Below are 20586 nucleotides of genomic sequence, written 5' to 3'. Positions count from 1 at the left end.
ACTGCCGCGCCTCGGAAGCAAAGGACGCAGGTGACTTTGCAATTCATTGATTTTATCAGTTAAGTGCCGCTGTTTTTAGCACTTAATTATCTCAGAGCTGTGCTGCCATGAAGTTTATCATTAAATTATTTCCTGAAATCACCATCAAGAGTCAGTCGGTGCGCTTGCGCTTTATCAAAATCCTTACGGGTAATATTCGTAACGTACTGAAGGATCTTGATGAAACTCTGGCAGTGGTGCGTCACTGGGATCATATTGAAGTACGATCCAAAAATGAAAGCCTGCGTGAAGTTTATGTCGATGAGCTCACGCGCATTCCCGGTATCCATCATGTGCTGGCAGTAGAAGATCGTACATGGACCGATATGCACGATATTTTTGAGCAGACGCTGGCCGTTAACCGCGAACGTCTGGAAGGGAAAACCTTCTGCGTACGCGTTAAGCGTCGGGGACAGCATCCGTTCAGCTCGCAGGATGTGGAGCGCTATGTCGGCGGCGGTCTGAATCAGCATATCGCCAGCGCGCAGGTAAAGCTTTCGCATCCGCAGGTTACGGTCAATCTGGAGATTGAGAACGAGCGCCTGATACTGGTGACCGGCCGCCATGAAGGCCTGGGCGGCTTCCCTATCGGTACGCAGGAGGATGTGCTGTCGCTGATTTCCGGCGGTTTCGACTCCGGCGTTTCCAGCTATATGCTGTTGCGTCGCGGCTGCCGCGTACATTACTGCTTCTTTAACCTTGGCGGCGCGGCGCATGAAATCGGCGTTCGTCAGGTGGCACACTATCTGTGGAATCGTTTTGGTCGCTCGCATCGCGTGCGTTTTGTCGCCATCAATTTCGAGCCGGTGGTGGCGGAGATTCTGGAAAAAGTGGATGACGGCCAGATGGGCGTGGTACTGAAGCGCATGATGGTGCGTGCGGCTTCGCAAATCGCCGAGCGCTACGGCGTGCAGGCGCTGGTGACCGGCGAGGCGCTGGGTCAGGTATCCAGCCAGACGCTGACTAACCTGCGCCTGATTGATAACGCCTCTGATACCCTGATCCTGCGTCCGCTGATTTCGCATGATAAAGAGCACATCATCAATCTCGCGCGCCAGATCGGCACGGAAGACTTTGCCCGTACCATGCCGGAATATTGCGGTGTGATCTCGAAAAGCCCAACGGTCAAAGCGGTGAAGAGCAAGATCGAAGCGGAAGAAGCGAATTTCGATTTCAGCGTGCTGGAGCGTGCGGTGCAGGAAGCGACCAACGTTGATATTCGTACCATCGCAGAACAGTCACAGGAAGAGGTGGTGGAAGTAGAAACCGTTGCTTCTGTTTCAGCGAACGAAGCGCTGCTGGATATTCGCTCGCTGGATGAGCAGGAATCTAAGCCGCTGAAGGTGGAAGGGATGGATGTGACATCGCTGCCGTTCTTCAAACTGGCCACCCATTTTGGCGATCTTGACCAGAGCAAAACCTGGCTTTTGTACTGCGATCGCGGCGTGATGAGCCGTTTGCAGGCGCTCTATCTGTATGAGCAGGGCTTTAAGAACGTGAAGGTGTATCGTCCTTAAGCCAGTAGTGAGGCCAGCCGTCCGGCTGGCCTTAAAGCTTAAAACGGGTCGCGATAATCGTAAATCCCCGCCGCCATCACCAGCTGTTCCCCCACTTCCCGTGCTTTCTCTTTTCCTGCCAGCAGATCGATCAGCTTCAGGGCAAAATCTATCGCCGTGCCTGGCCCCTGGCTGGTCAGTAAGTTAACGCGGGGATCCCAAACCACGCGTTTTTCCACCCATTTTTCCGCCGGGATAGTCTCTTTTAATCCAGGAAAACCGGTCATATTCCCCAGTGGAAAGAGATCGTGCGGCACCAGTACCGTGCCAGCTGCGGCGCAAATGGCGGCAACAATGCGTCCGGAAAGATGAAACTGGCGCACCGTCTCCACCAGCAGCGGACTATCGCGGAAGGCCTCCGCGCCCTTCAGGCCGCCCGGCAGCATGATAGCCGCAAAATCGTTGTCTGCAACCTCGACCAGCGGCGCATCCGCCAGCAGTCGCACGCCACGTGAACAGACAATTTCGCAACTGCCATCGCCGTTGACGCTGGCGGTGGTGACATGAATTCCACCGCGCACCAGCAGGTCGATAGTGGTGACGGCTTCGGTTTCTTCAGTGCCATGTGCCAGGCAGACCAGCACCGATACGTTCGCGTTCATAATCTTGTTCCTTACGCTTGATCAGCTCATATAGCCGGGCATTCTCCGGCACGGCAATCCCCTGCGCCCGCGCGCGCTGCAGCAGATAACCAGTAATATATTCAATCTCAGTGCGACGCTGGGACCGGATATCCTGCAGCATAGAGGAGACATTAAGCGCGGTGCTGGCAATCACGGAATAAATATACTCCTTCAACTGACCGGCGCTGGTATGCAGCCCTTCCCGCGTCATAACCGCCGCAACCTCATCACAGAGCAGGGAAATTTGCTCCGGCCAGGCGATCAGTTCGCCGTTTAAGCAGTCATGGATGGCGCTGAGAGGATTGATAACACAGTTAACGGCCAGCTTCTGCCAGCATGCGGCAGAGACATTATTATGCCAGGCAACATCCGGCAGCGCCTGATGCAGCATTTCAGCCAGATCGCTTAACGCCGCGCTATCAGCGGAGCCCGGTCCAATATGTGTGGTGCCGCTGGCAACGTGCAGGATAACCGTACCGTCATGTTTAGCTGCATGGGTAGTAACGCCACGCAGTAACGGCTGCGTCAGGCTTTTCAGCTCTTCCAGCGTGCCCATACCGTTATGCAGCAGCAATACTGGGCAGTCTGGCGGCAGCAGGCTTTGCAGATTCTTTACCGCGCCGGAAACTTGCCAGGCTTTAACCGTAACCAGCAGAAGATCGCACTGGCTAAGAAACAGTGGATCGTTGGCAATAAAGGTTTTATTTACCACTGAACCGTCGGTATCAATAACGTTCACCGAACACCAGGGCTGCGGAACCCGTAGCCAGCCCTGTACCTCATGCCCCTGTCGATCGAGCGCCGCCAGCCAGAGCTGACCAAGCGCGCCGCAGCCAAGTACCGTAATTTTCATGCGTCCTCCCGCAGGCGGTTTTCAGAGCCTTACCGGCGAGTTAATTGAGTATAGCTATGCCTAAGGGCTATTTTCCTTGCCATGCACAAGCAGGTATTATGCCTGTCACTTTGGAGTCTGGAGAAAAAAATTATGCCATCTTTCGATATCGTTTCTGAAATCGACATGCAGGAAGTACGAAACGCGGTAGAAAACGCCAACCGTGAGCTGTCAACCCGCTTTGATTTTCGTAATGTCACTGCCAGCATTGAGCTGAATGAAAAAGCGCAGACCATTAAAGTCACCACCGAGTCCGATTTTCAGGTGAAACAGCTGGTGGATATTCTGCGTGAGAAGCTACTTAAACGCGGAATTGAAGGCGCAGCGCTGGAAGTGCCGGAGCAGATCGAGCATAGCGGCAAGAGCTGGAGTCTGGATGCCAAACTCAAGCAGGGTATCGAGACCGATATGGCGAAGAAGATTGTTAAGCTTATCAAGGACAGTAAGATTAAAGTTCAGGCGCAGATTCAGGGAGAAGAGGTGCGCGTAAACGGTAAATCGCGCGACGATCTGCAAAGCGCCATAGCGCTGGTGCGCGGCGGAAACCTGGGCCAGCCGTTCCAGTTTAAAAACTTCCGCGATTAATTAAATGTGATAGCACCGTATCGATAAGCGGGGCGCGTAATGTACTGACAGACATCACCGACGTCTGCGGCACAGGCAGGCCGGGCAGAAGAGTAAAGCGTCCCGCGGCAGGGACGCCGCGGGCCGAGCTGTCAGGGATGACGTTTTTTGCGTCTTTACGATCGGACCGGCCTGCCTGTGCAGGCACCGGCCCTTATTTGAAGGCTGCCCATACTGCCTTTCTGCGCCTCAGACCGCAGTGATGGTATCAGGCCGCGTTGATAGTGCCAGGCCGCGTCATGCGGCCCTGATTGTATCGATGCTGCCAGCGGAGAAGGGCAACGCGTCAGGCGCTGGCAATCAACGCTTCCAGCTCAACCCGGCTGGTCACCTTACTGTCGATTTTAATATAGGCGCTACGCTCTTCCGGCACGATAAACACCGAAGAGACGCCGCGCTGCGCTTTAAGTTTTTGCTCAAGGCGCGGATCGTTAAGCGCATTCTCACTCAGCACGATACGCAGGCTACTGACATAAGGCGGCTCCTGCATGGTACTGCTAAGCAGCAGCCACAGCGTAGCGACAATCGAGCCCAGCAAAAACACCGTTTGCGCATCAAACCGATCGAAAACCCAGCCGCCCATGCTGCCGCCTATCGCCACGCCCAGAAACTGGCTGGTGGAATAAATTCCCATCGCGGTGCCTTTATAACCGGCCGGTGATTCTTTACTGATTAATGAAGGCAGAATGGCTTCCATCAGATTAAAGGCGAGGAAAAAAAGCTGCACGCCAATCACCAGCGTCCAGAAGTGATTTCCTGCTCCCCAAAGTACAATCTCGGCGATAAGGATCAACGCGACACAGCAGATAAAAACCCGCTTCATACGGCGTTTCACTTCGGCATAGATAATAAAAGGCACCACGCCAACAAACGCCACCAGCATGGTGATCAGATAAACCTTCCAGTGCTGCTCAGCCGGGAAACCCGCCAGCTCAAACTGACCGGGCAGAGCAACGAAACTCGACATCAGCAGAATATGCAGGCAGAAAATGCCGATATTCAATTTCAACAGGCGCGGCTGCATCAGCACTTCGCGAATACTGCCTTTCACCATTCCCGATTCGCGGTTCAAAACATGATGCGGCGCGTTAGGCACCACCAGCAATGTAATCACAATACCGCAGCTGGCCAGAATGGCGATCATCCAGAACAGCGCATGCAGGCCGAAGGCATGCGTAATGATCGGACCCAGCACCATCGCAATGGCAAAGGTCACGCCAAAGCTGATGCCGATAAACGCCATCGCTTTGGTGCGGTTCTGCTCACGTGTAAGATCGGAGAGCAACGCCATAACCGCGGCGGCAATCGCCCCGGAGCCCTGCAGGGCGCGACCGAGAATGACTCCCCAAATCGAGGTGGTACTGGCTGCAATCACGCTGCCGAGCACAAAAACCAGCAGGCCGCCGACAATAAGCGGTTTCCGGCCAATACGATCGGAGAGCAGGCCAAATGGTATCTGGAAAATAGCCTGAGCCAGACCATAAATACCAATCGCCAGGCCAATGAGCGCTTCGCTTGCACCCTGTAAAGCCATGCCGTATGTGGTGAGCACCGGTAAAACCATAAACATGCCCAGCATACGCAAAGAAAATACGGTGCCTAAACCCCAGGTTGCGCGCAGCTCAACCGGTGTCATTTTGTTATCGTTCATTGCAACCTCAATATTATTACTGACACTATTTTAAGGAGCAGGGCAGGGCGGGTAAAACGGAAGTTTTTAAGCAGTCGTAACAAAAAGAAAGGGCGCAAGAAGCGCCCTTAGTGATGTAGCTTACGATTAGCGTACGTAAGTCAGCAGGTTTTCTGACACCGGTGCCATAAAGTCAACCGACATCATCACGCTTAGCGCCGTGATAGCGACAATGGAGAACACAAACAGTTTACGAGCCCAAACGCGATCGTTTGACGTTTTATAACCTGAAAGTGCCATTCCCAGCCACCAAACGCTTACTGCCGCCGCAACCACCAGATATTTGTAGCCAGCGTAGCCGCCCAGCGTCAGCATCAGCGTGGCAATCATAAACGCCAGAATGTAGAGCGTAATATGATTTTTTGCCACGGAAATCCCTTTCACCACCGGCAGAACCGGAATATTTGCTGCCTGGTAATCTTTAAAGCGGAAGATAGCAATCGCATAGGAATGCGGCATCTGCCACAGGCTAAAGATCGCCAGCAGGATCAGCGCGCCAGCATCAAACTCGTTAGTCACTGCGCAGTAGCCAATAACCGGCGGCGCAGCGCCGGAAAGACTACCAATCAGCGTACCGTAGACTGATTTACGCTTCATATAGAGGCTGTAAATGCCGACGTATACCACGAAGCCCATGACCGCCAGCCACATGGCCAGCGGGTTTGCTCCGAAATACAGCAACGCAAAGCCAGCAATACCTAATGCGGTTGCATAAACCAGGGTTACTTTCGGAGAGATGAGGCCTTTTACCAGCACTCGATTCTTGGTTCTCTCCATTTTTCTGTCGATGTCGCGGTCGATAAAGTTGTTATAAACACAACCTGATGCGACCACCAGTGAGACACCAACCAGGGCGGTGAGAAACAGGGTGTAATCAATACTGCCTTTCGAAGCCAGCAGAAAACCCCCGATAACAGAAATTAAATTCCCGAAAATAATTCCTGGTTTTGTTACTTGCAGGTATTGCTTAATCATCACGAGCGACTCTTTAGTGGGACATCATCATGTTGTAGTTGAGGTTCCACATGATCCACAGCGAGCCGACGACAACAATCAGAATAATTATGGCGGAGAACACAATCGCCACAAAGTTCCAGCCGCCTTCAGATTTGGTATCAAGGTGCAAGAAGAAGACCAGGTGAACAAGCACCTGAACTACCGCACACACCAGAACCACGCTGAGAATTGTGCCATGCGAAGCGCCGCCATCCATTACCATCCAGAACGGAATAGCCGTCAGGATGACAGAGAGGATGAAGCCAATCATGTACGATTTCACGCTGCCGTGAGATGCGCCATGTTCGTTAACAGAATGACTCATTACATGGCCCCCATCAGATAGACAACGGTAAATACGCAGATCCATACCACGTCGAGGAAGTGCCAGAACAAGCTCAGACACATGATACGCGCGCGGTTGGTGGCATTCAGACCATTTTTAGCAATCTGGAACATCAGAACCAGCATCCAGATCAGACCAGAGGTTACGTGCAGACCGTGCGTACCAACCAGCGTAAAGAAGGCTGACAGGAAGCCGCTGCGATCCGGGCCGAAGCCTTCTGCGATCAGATGATGGAACTCATAGATTTCCATCGCGATAAAGCCAAGTCCGAACAAGAACGTCAGCGCCAGCCAGCGGTTAACCGCGCCTTTTTTGCCGTTGTTCATGCCGATAACGGCCATACCGTAAGTAATGGAGCTCAACAGCAGCAGGGCGGTTTCGACCAGTACGAACGGCAGTTCGAAAATGTCTTTACCTGCCGGACCACCGGCAGTGTTGTTGACCATAACTGCATAGGTCGCAAACAGCGTTGCGAAGATAATGCAGTCGCTCATCAGGTAGATCCAGAAGCCAAAAATCTTATTGGCTCCCGCATCGTGATGCCCATGCTCCGCATGGGCGTCGTGCTGTTTAGACAGTGTTTGTGCCATTATTTCAGACCTGCTTTGCTGATATCTTTGAAGTGCTGATTTTCAATTGCTTCGACCTCTTTGACCGGAACATAGTAATCAACGTCTTCATCGAAGCTTTTAACGATCCAGCTAACAATCATCGCCACGAAGGACAGACCCATCAGCCACCAGATATGCCAGATGGCAGCGAAACCAAAGACCGTTGCGAACAGGGCGATAATCAGGCCCGCGCCGCTGTTTTTCGGCATATGGATCTCTTCATAATGAGCAGGCTGCTTATACGCTTCACCTTTTTCTTTCATTTCCCAGAAGGCATCACGCTCATTGATGTGCGGAACCACTGCGAAGTTATAGAACGGCGGCGGAGAGGAAGTTGACCACTCCAGCGTACGGCCACCCCATGGGTCACCGGTCAGATCGCGGTTCAGGTGACGGTCGCGTACAGAAACCCAGAACATGATCAGCTGAGAGAGGATACCCAGCGCAATCAGGCCAACACCTACGGCAGCAACAACCAGCAGCGTATGGAACTGCGGATCGATATCCTGGCTCAGACGACGGGTCATGCCCATAAAGCCCAGCGCGTACAGCGGCATAAAGGCAACGAAGAAACCGATAATCCAGAACCAGAAAGCGCGTTTACCCCAGGTTTCGTTCAGGGTGAAACCAAATGCTTTCGGGAACCAGTAGGTCACACCGGCCATACAACCGAATACCACACCACCGATAATCACGTTATGGAAGTGCGCGATCAGGAACAGACTGTTGTGCAGCACGAAGTCAGCACCCGGAACCGCCAGCAGAACACCGGTCATACCACCCACAGAGAAGGTGACCAGGAAGCCTACGGTCCACAGCATGGCAGAGTGCATCTGAATGCGGCCCTGGTACATGGTGAACAGCCAGTTAAAGATCTTAACGCCGGTCGGGATGGCGATAATCATCGTCATAATGCCGAAGAAGGCGTTAACGTTCGCACCCGCACCCATAGTGAAGAAGTGGTGCAGCCAAACGATAAAGGACAGAACGGTAATGACCACGGTTGCCCACACCAGCGAGGTATAACCAAACAGGCGCTTTTTCGAGAACGTGGCAACCACTTCTGAGAACACACCGAACACCGGCAGAACCAGAATATAAACTTCCGGATGGCCCCATACCCAGATCAGGTTGACATACATCATCATGTTGCCACCCATATCATTGGTAAAGAAATGGAAGCCCAGATAACGGTCAAGGGTCAACAGCGCCAGCGTCACGGTCAGTACCGGGAACGCAGCGATGATCAGCACGTTAGTACACAGTGATGCCCAGGTGAAAACCGGCATTTTGAACATGGTCATGCCCGGCGCACGCATTTTCAGGATAGTAACGAAGAAGTTAATACCTGTTAATGTCGTACCGATACCGGAAAGCTGCAGACTCCAGATCCAGTAATCTACCCCAACGCCTGGACTGTATTCCGCGCCTGACAGCGGGGGATAGGCCAGCCAACCGGTCTGAGCAAACTCGCCCACGGCCAGAGAGAGGTTAACCAGAATCACGCCGACAGCGGTGAACCAGAAACTCAGGTTATTAAGGAAAGGGAACGCCACGTCGCGCGCGCCGATCTGCAGAGGAACAGCAATGTTCATCAGACCAACAACGAACGGCATCGCTACGAAGAAGATCATAATTACGCCGTGGGCGGTAAAGATCTGATCGTAGTGATGAGGAGGCAGGAAGCCCGCTTCCCCGGCGGAGGCCAACATCTGTTGACCACGCATCATGATAGCATCGGCAAAGCCACGCAGCAGCATGACAAATGCCAGGATCACATACATGATACCCAGTTTTTTGTGGTCGACTGACGTCAGCCATTCGGTCCACAAGTATTTCCACTTACCGAAGTAAGTCAGCGCAGCGACAAGGGCCAGACCACCAAGAATGATGGCGGCCACCGTAACCATGATAATAGGCTCATGGTACGGCACTGCATCCAGTGTTAATTTTCCGAACATCGTATTATTCCTCGGCTCCCGCGTGAGAGGCTTCACTCATGTCCATGCCTTCATGACCTGACATGTCCATCGTCCCGTGGTTCATCTTGAATTTTTCAATAACCTGCTTGAACAATTCAGGATCCGCACTGGAGAAGTACTCAACCGGATGGTTTTCGCTTGGCGCTGCCAGTTTTTCGAATTCATCCATGGTGGTTAAGGTATTCGGTGCCTGTTTCGCTTTGGCTACCCATTGCTCGAAGCTTGCCTGATCGGGAGTAGCAATAGCGTTAAACTTCATTCCTGAGAAACCACGACCGCTAAAGTTAGACGAGATGCCCTTAAAGGTACCCGGCTCGTTAGCAATCAGGTGCAGCTTGGTCTGCATCCCCGCCATCGCGTAGATCTGGCTGCCGAGGGTCGGAATGAAGAAGGAGTTCATGACGGAGTTTGAGGTGATTTTGAAGCTCACCGGAGTATTCGCCGGGAACGCAATCTCATTAACCGTGGCAATACCCTGTTCCGGATAGATAAACAACCATTTCCAGTCCAGTGCGATAACATCGATCTCAACCGGTTTCACGTCAGAAGCCAGCGGTTTGCCAGGTTCCAGCGCGTGGGTTGATTTCCAGGTCAGCACGCCAAGGAAGAGGATGATCAGGATCGGAACGGTCCAGACCACTGCTTCCACTTTATTGGAGTGGGACCAGTTAGGGCTATATTTTGCATTAGTGTTGGACGCACGATACTTCCATGCGAACACCACGGCCATCAGAATTGCGGGTATAACAACGATCAACATCAAGCCAAAGGCTGTCAGTATCAGCGAACGTTGCTCCATTGCAACCTGTCCTTTGGGATCTAACAACGCACTATCACAGCCACTTAACAATAAAGTGCCTGCAATTAATGACAAAATCCCCAAACTTTTATTGTATTTCCTGAGTCTCATTTAACGACCTCAATGACAAGGGCTCTATTGTCGTTTAAGTGTGGCGGCATTTTACGGGAAGGTTTATGCAGTGTAAACCAGCTTAAGAACGTGTCAGAAGGGTGTTGACACCTTTTGCCAAGGGTGTCACATCTGTTGCAGAAGGTGACGGAATATTAATGTAGACAGGTGGTTGAGTTAATATAACGAAAAAGGATGTCTCAAATGAATTATAGGAAGGGATGATTCTAAACAACGTAATCGCGCCTCAATAGTTTAACAAGCCTGTATCATTTGCGAGATAATTATTAAACATAAATAATTACGCACCGTTTTTTAATATTAGACGCAGTTTGTTGAACCCGACGGATAATTTTTTTCGTAAAATTAGTTGGTAGAAAAATTCAATGCTGAAGGCTTTTATTAGGTCCGGACGGAAACTATTTTTACCGTCCGGCTTAATTAAGCGGGTAACGTTTTGCGCTGCGCCAGGTAGTCCAGCAGCGTACCGGTAAATATACCCAACAGCATCAACAAGCAGCCGAGGTTAAACAAAGGAAACAACGAGGGCAGGCTCATCAACCCGGCGGCTTCCAGCGCCAGTGCTAACAGCCAAAACGCCAGCAGCGCGCTGCCAGTGGCCAGCAGACGCAGCGCCCAGCGATAGCCAACAGGCCAGCGCTGACGCGGATTAAAGTGCTGACTCTCCTGCGACTGCAGAAGGCTCTGTTTGCTGGCTGCCAGCAGCAGCAGGCCTGGCAGAGCAGCAATTACGGAGAAAGCATAAAATGTCGGCCAACCCCACAGCTCTACCAGCCAGCCCGCTGCCGGACCAACATAAACCCGCCCGACTGCCGAGAGCGCCGAGAGTAAAGCGAACTGCGTAGCGGAAAATGAACGATTACACAGGCTCATCAACAGTGCGACAAACGCGGCAGTGCCCATTCCGCCACACAGGTTTTCCACAAATACCGCGCCAGCCATACTCCACATATGCGGCGGCGTAACGGAAAGCAGCCAGTAGGCCAGATTAGAGAAAGCTTGCAGTACGCCAAACAGCATTAGCGCACGAAACAGACTCAGACGCTGCATTAATACGCCGCCGTAGAGCGCGCCGATAATGGTCGCCAGCAGCCCGAGCGATTTATTGACCAGCCCGACGTCGCCAGCGGAAAAGCCGACGCCGCGAATCAGAAAAGTGGTGGTCAGGCTGGCGGCAAAAGCATCCCCCAGCTTATAAAGCACAATCAGCGACAGCATCAGCCAGGCATTATTGCGGTTGAAGAAGTCGCGCAGCGGCGCCATCACGGCTTCTTCCAGCGTACGGGGCCGGGCAACCACATCGGTCGGCTCCTTTGCCAGCAGGGTAGCAATAAAACCGGGCAGCATCATTAACGCCATCAGCCAGTAGGTTGCCTGCCAGCCTAAATAGCGATCCGCCAGCCACAGCGCCAGCCCGCCCGAAACCAGCATCGCCAGGCGATAGCCTAATACGGTGATTGCTGCGCCGCTGCCGCGCTCTTCCGGCGGCAAAACATCGGTTTTCCAGGCATCGAATACAATATCCTGCGAGGCGGAACAGAAGGCGACCAACACCGCCAGCGCGGCCAGTAGGGTCAGATGACGCGAAGGCTCCATGCTGCCCATCAGCGCAATGCCGCCGATCAGCAAAAGTTGCGTGATCACCAGCCAGCCGCGACGCCGTCCCAAAAAAGGCGGCGTAAAGCGATCCATCAGCGGCGACCAGAGAAACTTAAAAACATAGGCTTGTCCAACCAGCGAAAAAAAGCCGATGGTTTTAAGATCCACACCCTCAACCGTCATCCACGCCTGTAGCGTACCGGAAGTCAGGGCGAGGGGAAGGCCGGAGGCGAAGCCCAGCAGGAGCAGGATGGCTGCATTGCGCTGGGTAAACATACGCAGAAACTGATTATCCATAACGACTCTTTTCCTGTAGGCACGCCCGGCATCCTGCCGGGCTACCGAAAATCATTAACGCGCGTTCTGCTTGATAAAGCTACTCACACTGGTGTCCTGTGCCATATCAGAAATGACATCGCTCAGGGTAGAGTTAACGGCCTTGGTGATTTTTTCATTGGTGGCGTTAAATGCGCCTTCGACGCTGTAGGTCTGGCGATAATTTTTCACCTGCTTATTGCCGTTTTTGGCGTTGGCAATAATGGAAATGTCCGCTTTGGTGGTGATGCTATAGCGCAGGTTGCCCTGAGTGACATCGGCATACAGGTTGTTCACCACGATCTGCAAATCTACCGCGCCGTTAGGGCCAATCATATAACCGCGAGCGGTCATCTGCTTCTCCAGCACTTCCTGCAGCAGGAAACGCAGATCGCGGCTTGGCGTCAGCGTCACCAGCTGAGCATCGCGAGTAACTTTGGCCAGCGCCTGGTCGGAACGTTGATCGGCACCGTTAATGCTAACCGTAACGCCCATCAGGCTCGGATCTTGCTGAGGTAGCTGGATAGTAGGTTGGACATCAATCGTATTGCTGTTGTTCGCACAGCCAGCCAGGATAAAGGCAGCCAGCAGAGGGAAGAAAAGTTTTTTTAGCATGCTTATTTTCTCGTAAGTCTGAATGATATTGCTGACAAAACAGCGGGCATCATATCATTGCGTTTCTGTGAAGAAAGCCCCGACGGCGTGTAAATTCATCACTCCGCTTGTTTTTTCAACATAGCGTAACGCGATTTACTGTGAGCAGGCGCGCAGTCGCACGCTCTGGTCGTAACAAGCGGGACAGTTTTTTTTACATTAGCTGCGGAAACGGGTTAAAACCGACTAATATTTAAAGGGATGGGGCGTAGCTCTCTGCCGTAGAGGAGTGGATGTCATGATTCGCGAAGAAATAGAAGAAAAGTTAAGAACCGCCTTTCAACCGGCCCACCTGGAAGTTCATGATGAGAGTTATCGTCATAATGTCCCTGCGGGATCGGAGAGCCACTTCAAAGTGGTGATCGTCAGCGATAGTTTTACCGACCAGCGCTTTTTAATGCGCCACCGTGCTATTTATAGCACCCTGAGCGAAGAGCTGGCCGGCAGCATTCACGCGCTGGCGTTGCATACCTATACGCTGAAAGAGTGGGAAGGGTTGCAGGATACCGTACTCCCTTCGCCTAACTGTCGCGGAGCAGGGATGTTGGCCTGAAACGAGGAATTAACCAAAACGGCCTGAGGGCCGTTTTCTTTTGTCTGAATTTCGCCCAGTTCAGCACCTGAATAAAGATGTTTTTCACTTATTTTCCACCAAACTGCGAACCGGTGCCCGGTTTGCGTTCTCGACGCGGTAAAACGATGCCGCTATAATGCTGCGTCTATTTTTCCGGAATTGCTTCGGGACGCTTCTGGTAACAGGGAATGGTTCTTCATCAGAGGCCGTCCCGGTTGTTGGATAGCGCGGACTTTTATCTGCGCTATCTGAAGTTGACCGAGCTCGTGATTTTTTGAGGTAACAAGATGCAAGTTTCAGTAGAAACCACTCAGGGCCTGGGCCGTCGCGTTACGATTACTGTCGCTGCTGACAGCATCGAGAACGCTGTGAAAAAAGAGCTGGTCGATGTAGCGAAGAAAGTCCGTATCGACGGTTTCCGTAAAGGCAAAGTGCCGATGAGCGTTGTGGCGCAGCGTTACGGCGCCTCTGTTCGTCAGGATGTGCTGGGCGACCTGATGCAGCGCAACTTTGTTGACGCCATCATCAAAGAGAAAATCAATCCGGCCGGCGCGCCGAATTACGTACCGGGCGAATACAAACAGGGTGAAGATTTTACTTACTCTGTAGAATTTGAAGTGTATCCGGAAGTTGAGCTGCAGGGTCTGGACGAAATCGAAGTTGAAAAACCGATTGTAGAAGTGACCGACGAAGATGTGGACGCAATGCTGGACACCCTGCGCAAACAGCAGGCGACCTGGAAAGAAAAAGAAGGTGAAGCGGCCGCTGAAGATCGCGTTACCGTTGATTTCTCCGGCTCCGTAGACGGCGAAGAGTTTGAAGGCGGTAAAGCTTCTGACTTCGTACTGGCTATGGGTCAGGGCCGCATGATCCCGGGCTTCGAAGAAGGCGTTGTGGGTCATAAAGCTGGCGAAGAATTCACTATCGACGTGAAATTCCCGGAAGATTACCACGCGGAAAACCTGAAAGGGAAAGACGCGAAGTTCGCTATCGTGCTGAAAAAAGTTGAAGAGCGCGAGCTGCCGGAACTGACTGAAGAATTCATCAAACGTTTCGGCGTGGAAGATGGCTCTGTTGCTGGCCTGCGTGCGGAAGTGCGTAAAAACATGGAGCGCGAGCTGAAAGGCGCCGTGCGTAACCGTGTTAAAACTCAGGCGATTGACGGCCTGGTAAAAGCCAACGATATCGACGTGCCGGCTGCACTGATCGACAGCGAAATCGACGTACTGCGTCGTCAGGCTGCACAGCGCTTTGGTGGCAATGAGAAACAGGCTCTGGAACTGCCACGTGAACTGTTCGAAGAGCAGGCTAAGCGTCGCGTAGTAGTGGGTCTGCTGCTGGGCGAAGTGATCCGCACCAACGATCTGAAAGCAGATGAAGATCGCGTGAAAACGCTGATCGAAGAAATGGCTTCTGCCTACGAAGATCCGCAGGAAGTGATCGAGTTCTACAGCAAAAACAATGAGCTTATGAACAACATGCGCAACGTTGCTCTGGAAGAGCAGGCAGTTGAAGCGGTTCTGGAAAAAGCGAAAGTGACTGAGAAAGCCACTAAGTTCCAGGATCTGATGAATCAGACCTCAATGGCTTGATTTTTCATGCGTTAAATGTTGAAAGCCCGCTGCCGCAAGGAGCGGGCTTTTTATTTATCCCTTTCAGAAAACGCTTTTTGTGTACCTTTTTGACTAATTAAGCGTCAGGTTATTCGGTATGATGCTATTCCAGGTTAGCGATTGAAGAAAACGTTGTTATGCTTGAAACAACGGGCACACGCCCCAAGATAGTTTTCCGAATATCGTGAAAAGTGAAAAGCTGGCTGATTGACCGTCCGGATGGCGTCGGAGAGTGGCAACGTGAAGCATGGTTTTCATGTTCTCACTTAAGTAGAATCGGTACAGAATGTTGCCAATGAAATTTATCCAGGAGACGGTAATGTCATACAATGGCGAACGTGAATTTTCAGCACCTAACATGGCGCTGGTGCCCATGGTGGTCGAACAAACCTCGCGCGGCGAGCGTTCTTACGACATTTATTCCCGCCTGTTAAAAGAGCGCGTCATTTTCCTTACCGGTCAGGTTGAAGATCATATGGCGAACCTGATCGTGGCCCAGATGCTGTTTCTGGAAGCGGAAAACCCAGAAAAAGATATTTACCTGTATATCAACTCACCGGGCGGCGTGATTACCGCTGGTATGTCGATTTACGATACCATGAAGTTTATCAAGCCGGATGTCAGCACCATTTGTATGGGGCAGGCTTGCTCAATGGGGGCTTTCCTGTTGACGGCTGGCACTAAAGGCAAGCGTTACTGCCTGCCTAACTCCCGTGTAATGATCCACCAGCCGCTGGGCGGCTATCAGGGCCAGGCGACAGATATCGAAATTCATGCCCGTGAGATTCTTAAAGTTAAACAGCGCATGAACGAACTGATGGCGGAACATACCGGCAAATCGCTTGAGCAAATCGAACGTGACACCGAGCGTGACCGTTTCCTCTCAGCGAGTGAGGCGGTAGAGTATGGTTTAGTTGATTCTATCCTTACGCATCGCCAATAAGACTCCATCCCGCTGCATACGCTATAGTTACAGCAGACAATGGGTGAAGAGTGGCTACGAATGAGGGCAGTCAGTCTGGCTGCCATCGCCGCATTTAACTGCGGACGAGATAAATAAAGAGGTTAGCTGATGACAGATAAGCGCAAAGACGGTTCAGGGAAGCTGCTGTACTGCTCTTTTTGCGGTAAAAGCCAGCATGAAGTGCGCAAGCTGATTGCCGGGCCGTCAGTGTATATCTGCGACGAATGTGTCGATTTATGTAATGACATTATTCGCGAAGAGATAAAAGAAGTCGCGCCGCATCGAGAGCGTAGCGCGTTACCGACTCCGCACGAAATTCGCCATCATCTTGACGATTACGTTATCGGTCAGGAAAGGGCGAAAAAAGTGCTGGCGGTGGCGGTGTATAACCATTACAAACGCCTGCGCAATGGCGATACCAGCAACGGTATTGAGCTGGGCAAAAGTAATATTCTGCTGATTGGTCCAACCGGTAGCGGTAAAACGCTGTTGGCCGAGACGCTGGCGCGTCTGCTGGACGTGCCCTTCACGATGGCGGATGCCACCACGTTGACCGAAGCAGGTTATGTGGGTGAAGACGTTGAGAATATTATCCAGAAATTGCTGCAGAAATGTGACTACGACGTGCAGAAAGCGCAGCGTGGCATCGTTTACATCGATGAAATTGATAAAATTTCCCGTAAATCAGACAACCCGTCGATTACGCGTGATGTGTCCGGTGAAGGCGTGCAGCAGGCGTTGCTGAAACTGATCGAAGGCACGGTTGCTGCCGTACCGCCGCAGGGCGGACGCAAGCACCCGCAGCAGGAATTTTTGCAGGTTGATACCTCCAAGATTCTGTTTATCTGCGGTGGCGCTTTTGCAGGCCTGGATAAAGTCATTTCCCAGCGTGTGGAAACCGGCTCCGGCATCGGTTTTGGCGCGACGGTAAAAGGCAAATCGCAGAAAGCATCGGAAGGGCAACTGCTGGAGCAGGTTGAGCCGGAAGATCTGATCAAATTTGGTCTGATTCCTGAGTTTATTGGTCGTTTGCCGGTGGTGGCGACGCTCAATGAGTTGAGCGAAGAAGCGTTAATTCAGATTCTGCGTGAGCCGAAAAACGCACTGACGAAACAGTACCAGGCGCTGTTTAACCTGGAAGGCGTTGAGCTGGAATTCCGTGACGAAGCGTTGACGGCCATTGCGCAGAAAGCGATGTCGCGTAAAACCGGTGCCCGTGGCCTGCGTTCTATCGTAGAAGCCGCTCTGCTGGATACGATGTACGATCTGCCTTCAATGGATGATGTGGAAAAAGTGGTGATTGACGAGTCTGTGATTGAAGGGCAGTCAAAACCCATGCTTATCTACGGCACTCATGAAGCGCAGCAGGCATCTGGCGAATAATTCGTCAACACAACCAGCAAGTTAGTTATAAAAGGGGGAATTTGTCCCCCTTTTGTTTTTCTCACGTCCCGGACATTGAATGTCTGGCAAACATCCCCATATACTCAATTACCTGTGGGTTCCCTGGCACATAGCCTGCACTATGCGGTACCCATCACCTGGCGGACTTTAAACTAAGAGAGAGCTCTATGAATCCTGAGCGTTCTGAACGCATTGAAATCCCTGTGTTGCCTTTGCGCGACGTAGTGGTTTATCCGCACATGGTAATTCCGTTGTTTGTTGGTCGGGAAAAATCGATTCGGTGCCTCGAAGCCGCAATGGATCATGATAAAAAGATCATGCTGGTAGCACAGAAAGAGGCTTCAACGGATGAACCTGGCATTAACGATCTCTTCTCTGTAGGGACCGTTTCTTCTATTTTGCAAATGCTGAAACTGCCGGACGGCACTGTAAAAGTGCTGGTTGAGGGGTTACAGCGGGCACGTATTACCCAGCTTGCCGATAACGGTGAGCATTTTACCGCCCAGGCGGAATACCTGGCTTCTCCTGAGATTGAAGAGCGCGAGCAAGAAGTGCTGGTGCGCACCGCCATCAACCAGTTTGAAGGCTATATCAAGCTCAACAAAAAAATTCCGCCTGAAGTACTGACCTCGCTGAACAGCATCGACGATGCCGCGCGCCTGGCCGATACCGTGGCGGCGCATATGCCGTTGAAGCTGGCTGATAAACAGTCTGTGCTGGAAATGTCCGACGTTAACGAACGTCTGGAATATTTGATGGCGATGATGGAATCGGAGATCGACCTGCTGCAGGTAGAAAAACGTATTCGTAATCGCGTCAAAAAACAGATGGAAAAAAGCCAGCGCGAGTACTATCTGAACGAGCAGATGAAGGCCATTCAGAAAGAACTGGGCGAAATGGACGATGCGCCAGATGAATATGAGGCGCTGAAGCGTAAAATCGACGCATCCAAAATGCCGAAAGAGGCGCGCGAAAAAGCTGAAGCCGAGCTGCAGAAGCTGAAAATGATGTCGCCAATGTCAGCAGAAGCGACCGTGGTACGCGGCTATATCGAATGGATGGTTCAGGTTCCATGGAATGAGCGCAGCAAGGTGAAAAAAGACCTGCGTAAAGCTCAGGAAACGCTGGATACCGACCATTACGGCCTCGAGCGTGTGAAAGACCGCATTCTGGAATACCTGGCGGTACAGAGCCGCGTTAACAAAATTAAAGGGCCGATTCTGTGTCTGGTTGGGCCGCCGGGCGTGGGTAAAACCTCGCTGGGACAATCTATCGCTAAAGCGACCGGACGTAAGTATGTGCGTATGGCGCTGGGCGGCGTGCGTGATGAGGCGGAAATTCGCGGGCATCGTCGTACTTATATCGGCTCTATGCCTGGCAAACTTATCCAGAAAATGGCGAAGGTTGGCGTGAAAAACCCGCTGTTCCTGCTGGATGAGATTGACAAAATGTCATCTGACATGCGCGGTGACCCGGCTTCAGCGCTGCTTGAGGTGCTGGATCCTGAGCAGAACGTCGCTTTTAACGATCACTATCTGGAAGTGGATTACGATCTCTCCGATGTGATGTTTGTTGCGACCTCTAACTCAATGAATATCCCGGCGCCGCTGCTGGACCGTATGGAAGTGATTCGTCTCTCCGGCTATACCGAAGATGAAAAACTCAATATCGCCAAACAGCACCTGTTGCCGAAACAGATCGAGCGTAACGCGCTGAAATCCAGCGAAATCGCCGTAGATGACAGCGCGATCGTCGGCATTATTCGTTATTACACGCGTGAAGCGGGCGTGCGTAGCCTTGAGCGTGAGCTCTCCAAACTGTGCCGTAAAGCGGTGAAAGCGCTGCTGCTGGATAAAAATCTGAAGCATATCGAGATCAATGGCGATAACCTGAAAGATTTCCTTGGCGTACAGCGCTTCGATTACGGTCGCGCCGACAACGAAAACCGCGTTGGTCAGGTAACTGGTCTGGCGTGGACGGAAGTGGGTGGCGATCTGCTGACTATCGAAACCGCCTGCGTGCCGGGCAAAGGCAAGCTGACTTATACCGGCTCGCTGGGCGAAGTTATGCAGGAGTCAATTCAGGCGGCATTAACCGTGGTACGCGCGCGCGCAGAGAAACTCGGCATCAACGGGGATTTCTACGAGAAACGCGATATTCACGTGCACGTGCCGGAAGGCGCCACGCCGAAAGATGGACCGAGTGCCGGTATTGCGATGTGCACCGCGCTGGTTTCCTGTCTGACAGGCAACCCGGTACGCGCTGATGTGGCGATGACCGGCGAGATCACGCTGCGTGGTCAGGTGCTGCCTATTGGCGGCCTGAAAGAGAAGCTGCTGGCAGCGCATCGTGGCGGGATTAAAACGGTGTTGATCCCGGATGATAACAAGCGCGATCTGGAAGAGATCCCGGAAAACGTGCTGGCCGATCTGGACATTCATCCGGTTAAACGCATTGAAGATGTATTGACCCTGGCGCTGCAAAACGCACCTTATGGGATGCAGGTTGTCACGGCAAAATAGTGACTATCCCTAAATAATTCGAGTTGCAGGAAGGCGTCGAGGCAGGGAGTCCCCAGGAGCTTACTGTAGTAAATGACTGGGGTGAGCGAGGACAGCCAACGCGCATGCAGCTTGAAGCATGACGGGTATAAAGACAAAATCAGTTAAAAAGCGTAGCTGGCAAGTCAAATGGGACTTGCCAGCTTTTTTTTGTGCCGCTAATTTAGAGGGCTGTTGAAACAACGACCCAGAGAATTCCCGTTGTTTCGGCTCAACAACCTTGATATAACTGGCTGCGCGTTCGCGTCTGGCTGGAAGTCGGCTGCGATAGTGAATAATAAAAGAGGGGATGAACAGAGTGAATAAGTCACAATTGATCGACAAAATTGCCGCAGACGCTGATATTTCTAAAGCGGCAGCAGGACGTGTTTTAGATGCTTTTATTGGTTCAGTTTCTGATTCCCTGAAATCAGGCGAAGAAGTGGCTCTGGTTGGCTTTGGTACGTTTTCCGTACGTGAGCGTTCTGAACGCACTGGCCGTAACCCGCAGACAGGTAAAGAAATTACCATTCCAGCAAGCAAAGTACCTGGCTTCCGTGCCGGTAAAGCACTGAAAGACGCGGTGAACTGATTTACGGTTAACACCATTAGAGCAATTTCTTTGGTGGAGAG

At 52.0% G+C, this 20586-nt stretch carries 18 protein-coding genes; 8 read left to right on the top strand and 10 right to left on the bottom strand.

The features are described 5' to 3' along the window. Positions 1 to 107: 107 nt before the first annotated feature. A complete protein-coding gene (thiI, locus tag ACQE32_RS09805) occupies positions 108 to 1556 on the top strand; it encodes a tRNA uracil 4-sulfurtransferase ThiI (RefSeq protein ID WP_426974626.1) in 1449 nt (482 codons plus the stop codon). A 38-nt stretch (positions 1557 to 1594) separates the two neighbouring features. Here thiI and yajL read toward each other — a convergent pair whose 3' ends face one another. Both yajL and panE read right to left on the bottom strand, forming a co-directional pair. Beyond that, positions 1595 to 2197: a protein deglycase YajL gene (gene yajL, locus ACQE32_RS09800; protein ID WP_427021678.1), complete on the bottom strand. Its 603-nt coding sequence runs from the start codon at positions 2195 to 2197 to the stop codon at positions 1595 to 1597. Continuing rightward, entirely contained in the window at positions 2151 to 3071 is a 921-nt protein-coding gene (panE, locus tag ACQE32_RS09795) for a 2-dehydropantoate 2-reductase (protein WP_426974624.1), read from the bottom strand. The genes yajL and panE overlap by 47 nt, the downstream gene beginning before the upstream one ends. A 132-nt stretch (positions 3072 to 3203) precedes the next feature. Between panE and ACQE32_RS09790 the strand changes: the two genes are divergently transcribed. Then, positions 3204 to 3695, top strand: a complete 492-nt coding sequence (locus tag ACQE32_RS09790; RefSeq protein ID WP_250652051.1) for a YajQ family cyclic di-GMP-binding protein — start codon at positions 3204 to 3206, stop codon at positions 3693 to 3695. 325 nt (positions 3696 to 4020) lie between these two features. Here ACQE32_RS09790 and ACQE32_RS09785 read toward each other — a convergent pair whose 3' ends face one another. From ACQE32_RS09785 to ACQE32_RS09750, 8 genes are all read right to left on the bottom strand, one after another. Then, the gene (locus tag ACQE32_RS09785) at positions 4021 to 5385 is read right to left on the bottom strand and encodes an MFS transporter (RefSeq protein ID WP_426974623.1); all 1365 of its coding nucleotides are present in this window, start codon (positions 5383 to 5385) and stop codon (positions 4021 to 4023) included. Positions 5386 to 5511: 126 nt separating this feature from the next. Next, complete coding sequence (gene cyoE / locus ACQE32_RS09780) at positions 5512 to 6399, bottom strand: heme o synthase (RefSeq protein ID WP_085067720.1); 888 nt, start codon at positions 6397 to 6399, stop codon at positions 5512 to 5514. A 13-nt stretch (positions 6400 to 6412) separates the two neighbouring features. Further along, a complete protein-coding gene (locus ACQE32_RS09775; protein WP_141176762.1) occupies positions 6413 to 6745 on the bottom strand; it encodes a cytochrome o ubiquinol oxidase subunit IV in 333 nt (110 codons plus the stop codon). After that, positions 6745 to 7356: a cytochrome o ubiquinol oxidase subunit III gene (locus ACQE32_RS09770; RefSeq protein WP_085067718.1), complete on the bottom strand. Its 612-nt coding sequence runs from the start codon at positions 7354 to 7356 to the stop codon at positions 6745 to 6747. The genes ACQE32_RS09775 and ACQE32_RS09770 overlap by 1 nt, the downstream gene beginning before the upstream one ends. Then, positions 7356 to 9338, bottom strand: coding sequence for a cytochrome o ubiquinol oxidase subunit I (gene cyoB / locus ACQE32_RS09765; RefSeq protein WP_426974622.1), 1983 nt, complete (start codon positions 9336 to 9338; stop codon positions 7356 to 7358). Before cyoB ends, ACQE32_RS09770 begins: the two co-directional genes overlap by 1 nt. Before the next feature lie 4 nt (positions 9339 to 9342). After that, entirely contained in the window at positions 9343 to 10269 is a 927-nt protein-coding gene (gene cyoA / locus ACQE32_RS09760) for a cytochrome o ubiquinol oxidase subunit II (RefSeq protein ID WP_085067716.1), read from the bottom strand. A gap of 441 nt (positions 10270 to 10710) precedes the next feature. After that, positions 10711 to 12186, bottom strand: coding sequence for a muropeptide MFS transporter AmpG (gene ampG / locus ACQE32_RS09755; protein ID WP_427021677.1), 1476 nt, complete (start codon positions 12184 to 12186; stop codon positions 10711 to 10713). Positions 12187 to 12240: 54 nt separating this feature from the next. After that, entirely contained in the window at positions 12241 to 12819 is a 579-nt protein-coding gene (locus tag ACQE32_RS09750) for a lipoprotein (protein WP_426974620.1), read from the bottom strand. 277 nt (positions 12820 to 13096) lie between these two features. On the opposite strand from ACQE32_RS09750, the gene bolA reads away from it, so the two are divergent. From bolA to hupB, 6 genes are all read left to right on the top strand, one after another. Then, on the top strand, positions 13097 to 13411 hold the full coding sequence (bolA, locus tag ACQE32_RS09745) for a transcriptional regulator BolA (protein ID WP_427021676.1): 315 nt from the start codon (positions 13097 to 13099) through the stop codon (positions 13409 to 13411). Between the two features lie 308 nt (positions 13412 to 13719). Next, positions 13720 to 15024, top strand: coding sequence for a trigger factor (tig, locus tag ACQE32_RS09740; protein WP_427021675.1), 1305 nt, complete (start codon positions 13720 to 13722; stop codon positions 15022 to 15024). Between the two features lie 340 nt (positions 15025 to 15364). Beyond that, entirely contained in the window at positions 15365 to 15988 is a 624-nt protein-coding gene (clpP, locus tag ACQE32_RS09735; RefSeq protein WP_085067711.1) for an ATP-dependent Clp endopeptidase proteolytic subunit ClpP, read from the top strand. Between the two features lie 129 nt (positions 15989 to 16117). After that, positions 16118 to 17392, top strand: coding sequence for an ATP-dependent protease ATP-binding subunit ClpX (gene clpX / locus ACQE32_RS09730; RefSeq protein WP_085067710.1), 1275 nt, complete (start codon positions 16118 to 16120; stop codon positions 17390 to 17392). Positions 17393 to 17580: 188 nt separating this feature from the next. Next, positions 17581 to 19935 (top strand): endopeptidase La, encoded by a 2355-nt coding sequence (lon, locus tag ACQE32_RS09725; protein ID WP_426974619.1) that lies wholly within the window; start codon positions 17581 to 17583, stop codon positions 19933 to 19935. 337 nt (positions 19936 to 20272) lie between these two features. Then, positions 20273 to 20545, top strand: a complete 273-nt coding sequence (gene hupB / locus ACQE32_RS09720; protein WP_038627591.1) for a nucleoid-associated protein HU-beta — start codon at positions 20273 to 20275, stop codon at positions 20543 to 20545. Positions 20546 to 20586: the final 41 nt, after the last annotated feature.

It is taken from the genome of Pantoea sp. FN0302 (genome assembly GCF_050113775.1).
In the GTDB taxonomy this organism is placed as follows: domain Bacteria; phylum Pseudomonadota; class Gammaproteobacteria; order Enterobacterales; family Enterobacteriaceae; genus Mixta; species Mixta alhagi.
The sequence above is the reverse complement of the archived record's forward strand: the minus strand, read 5'-3'. Positions and strand labels throughout refer to the sequence as shown.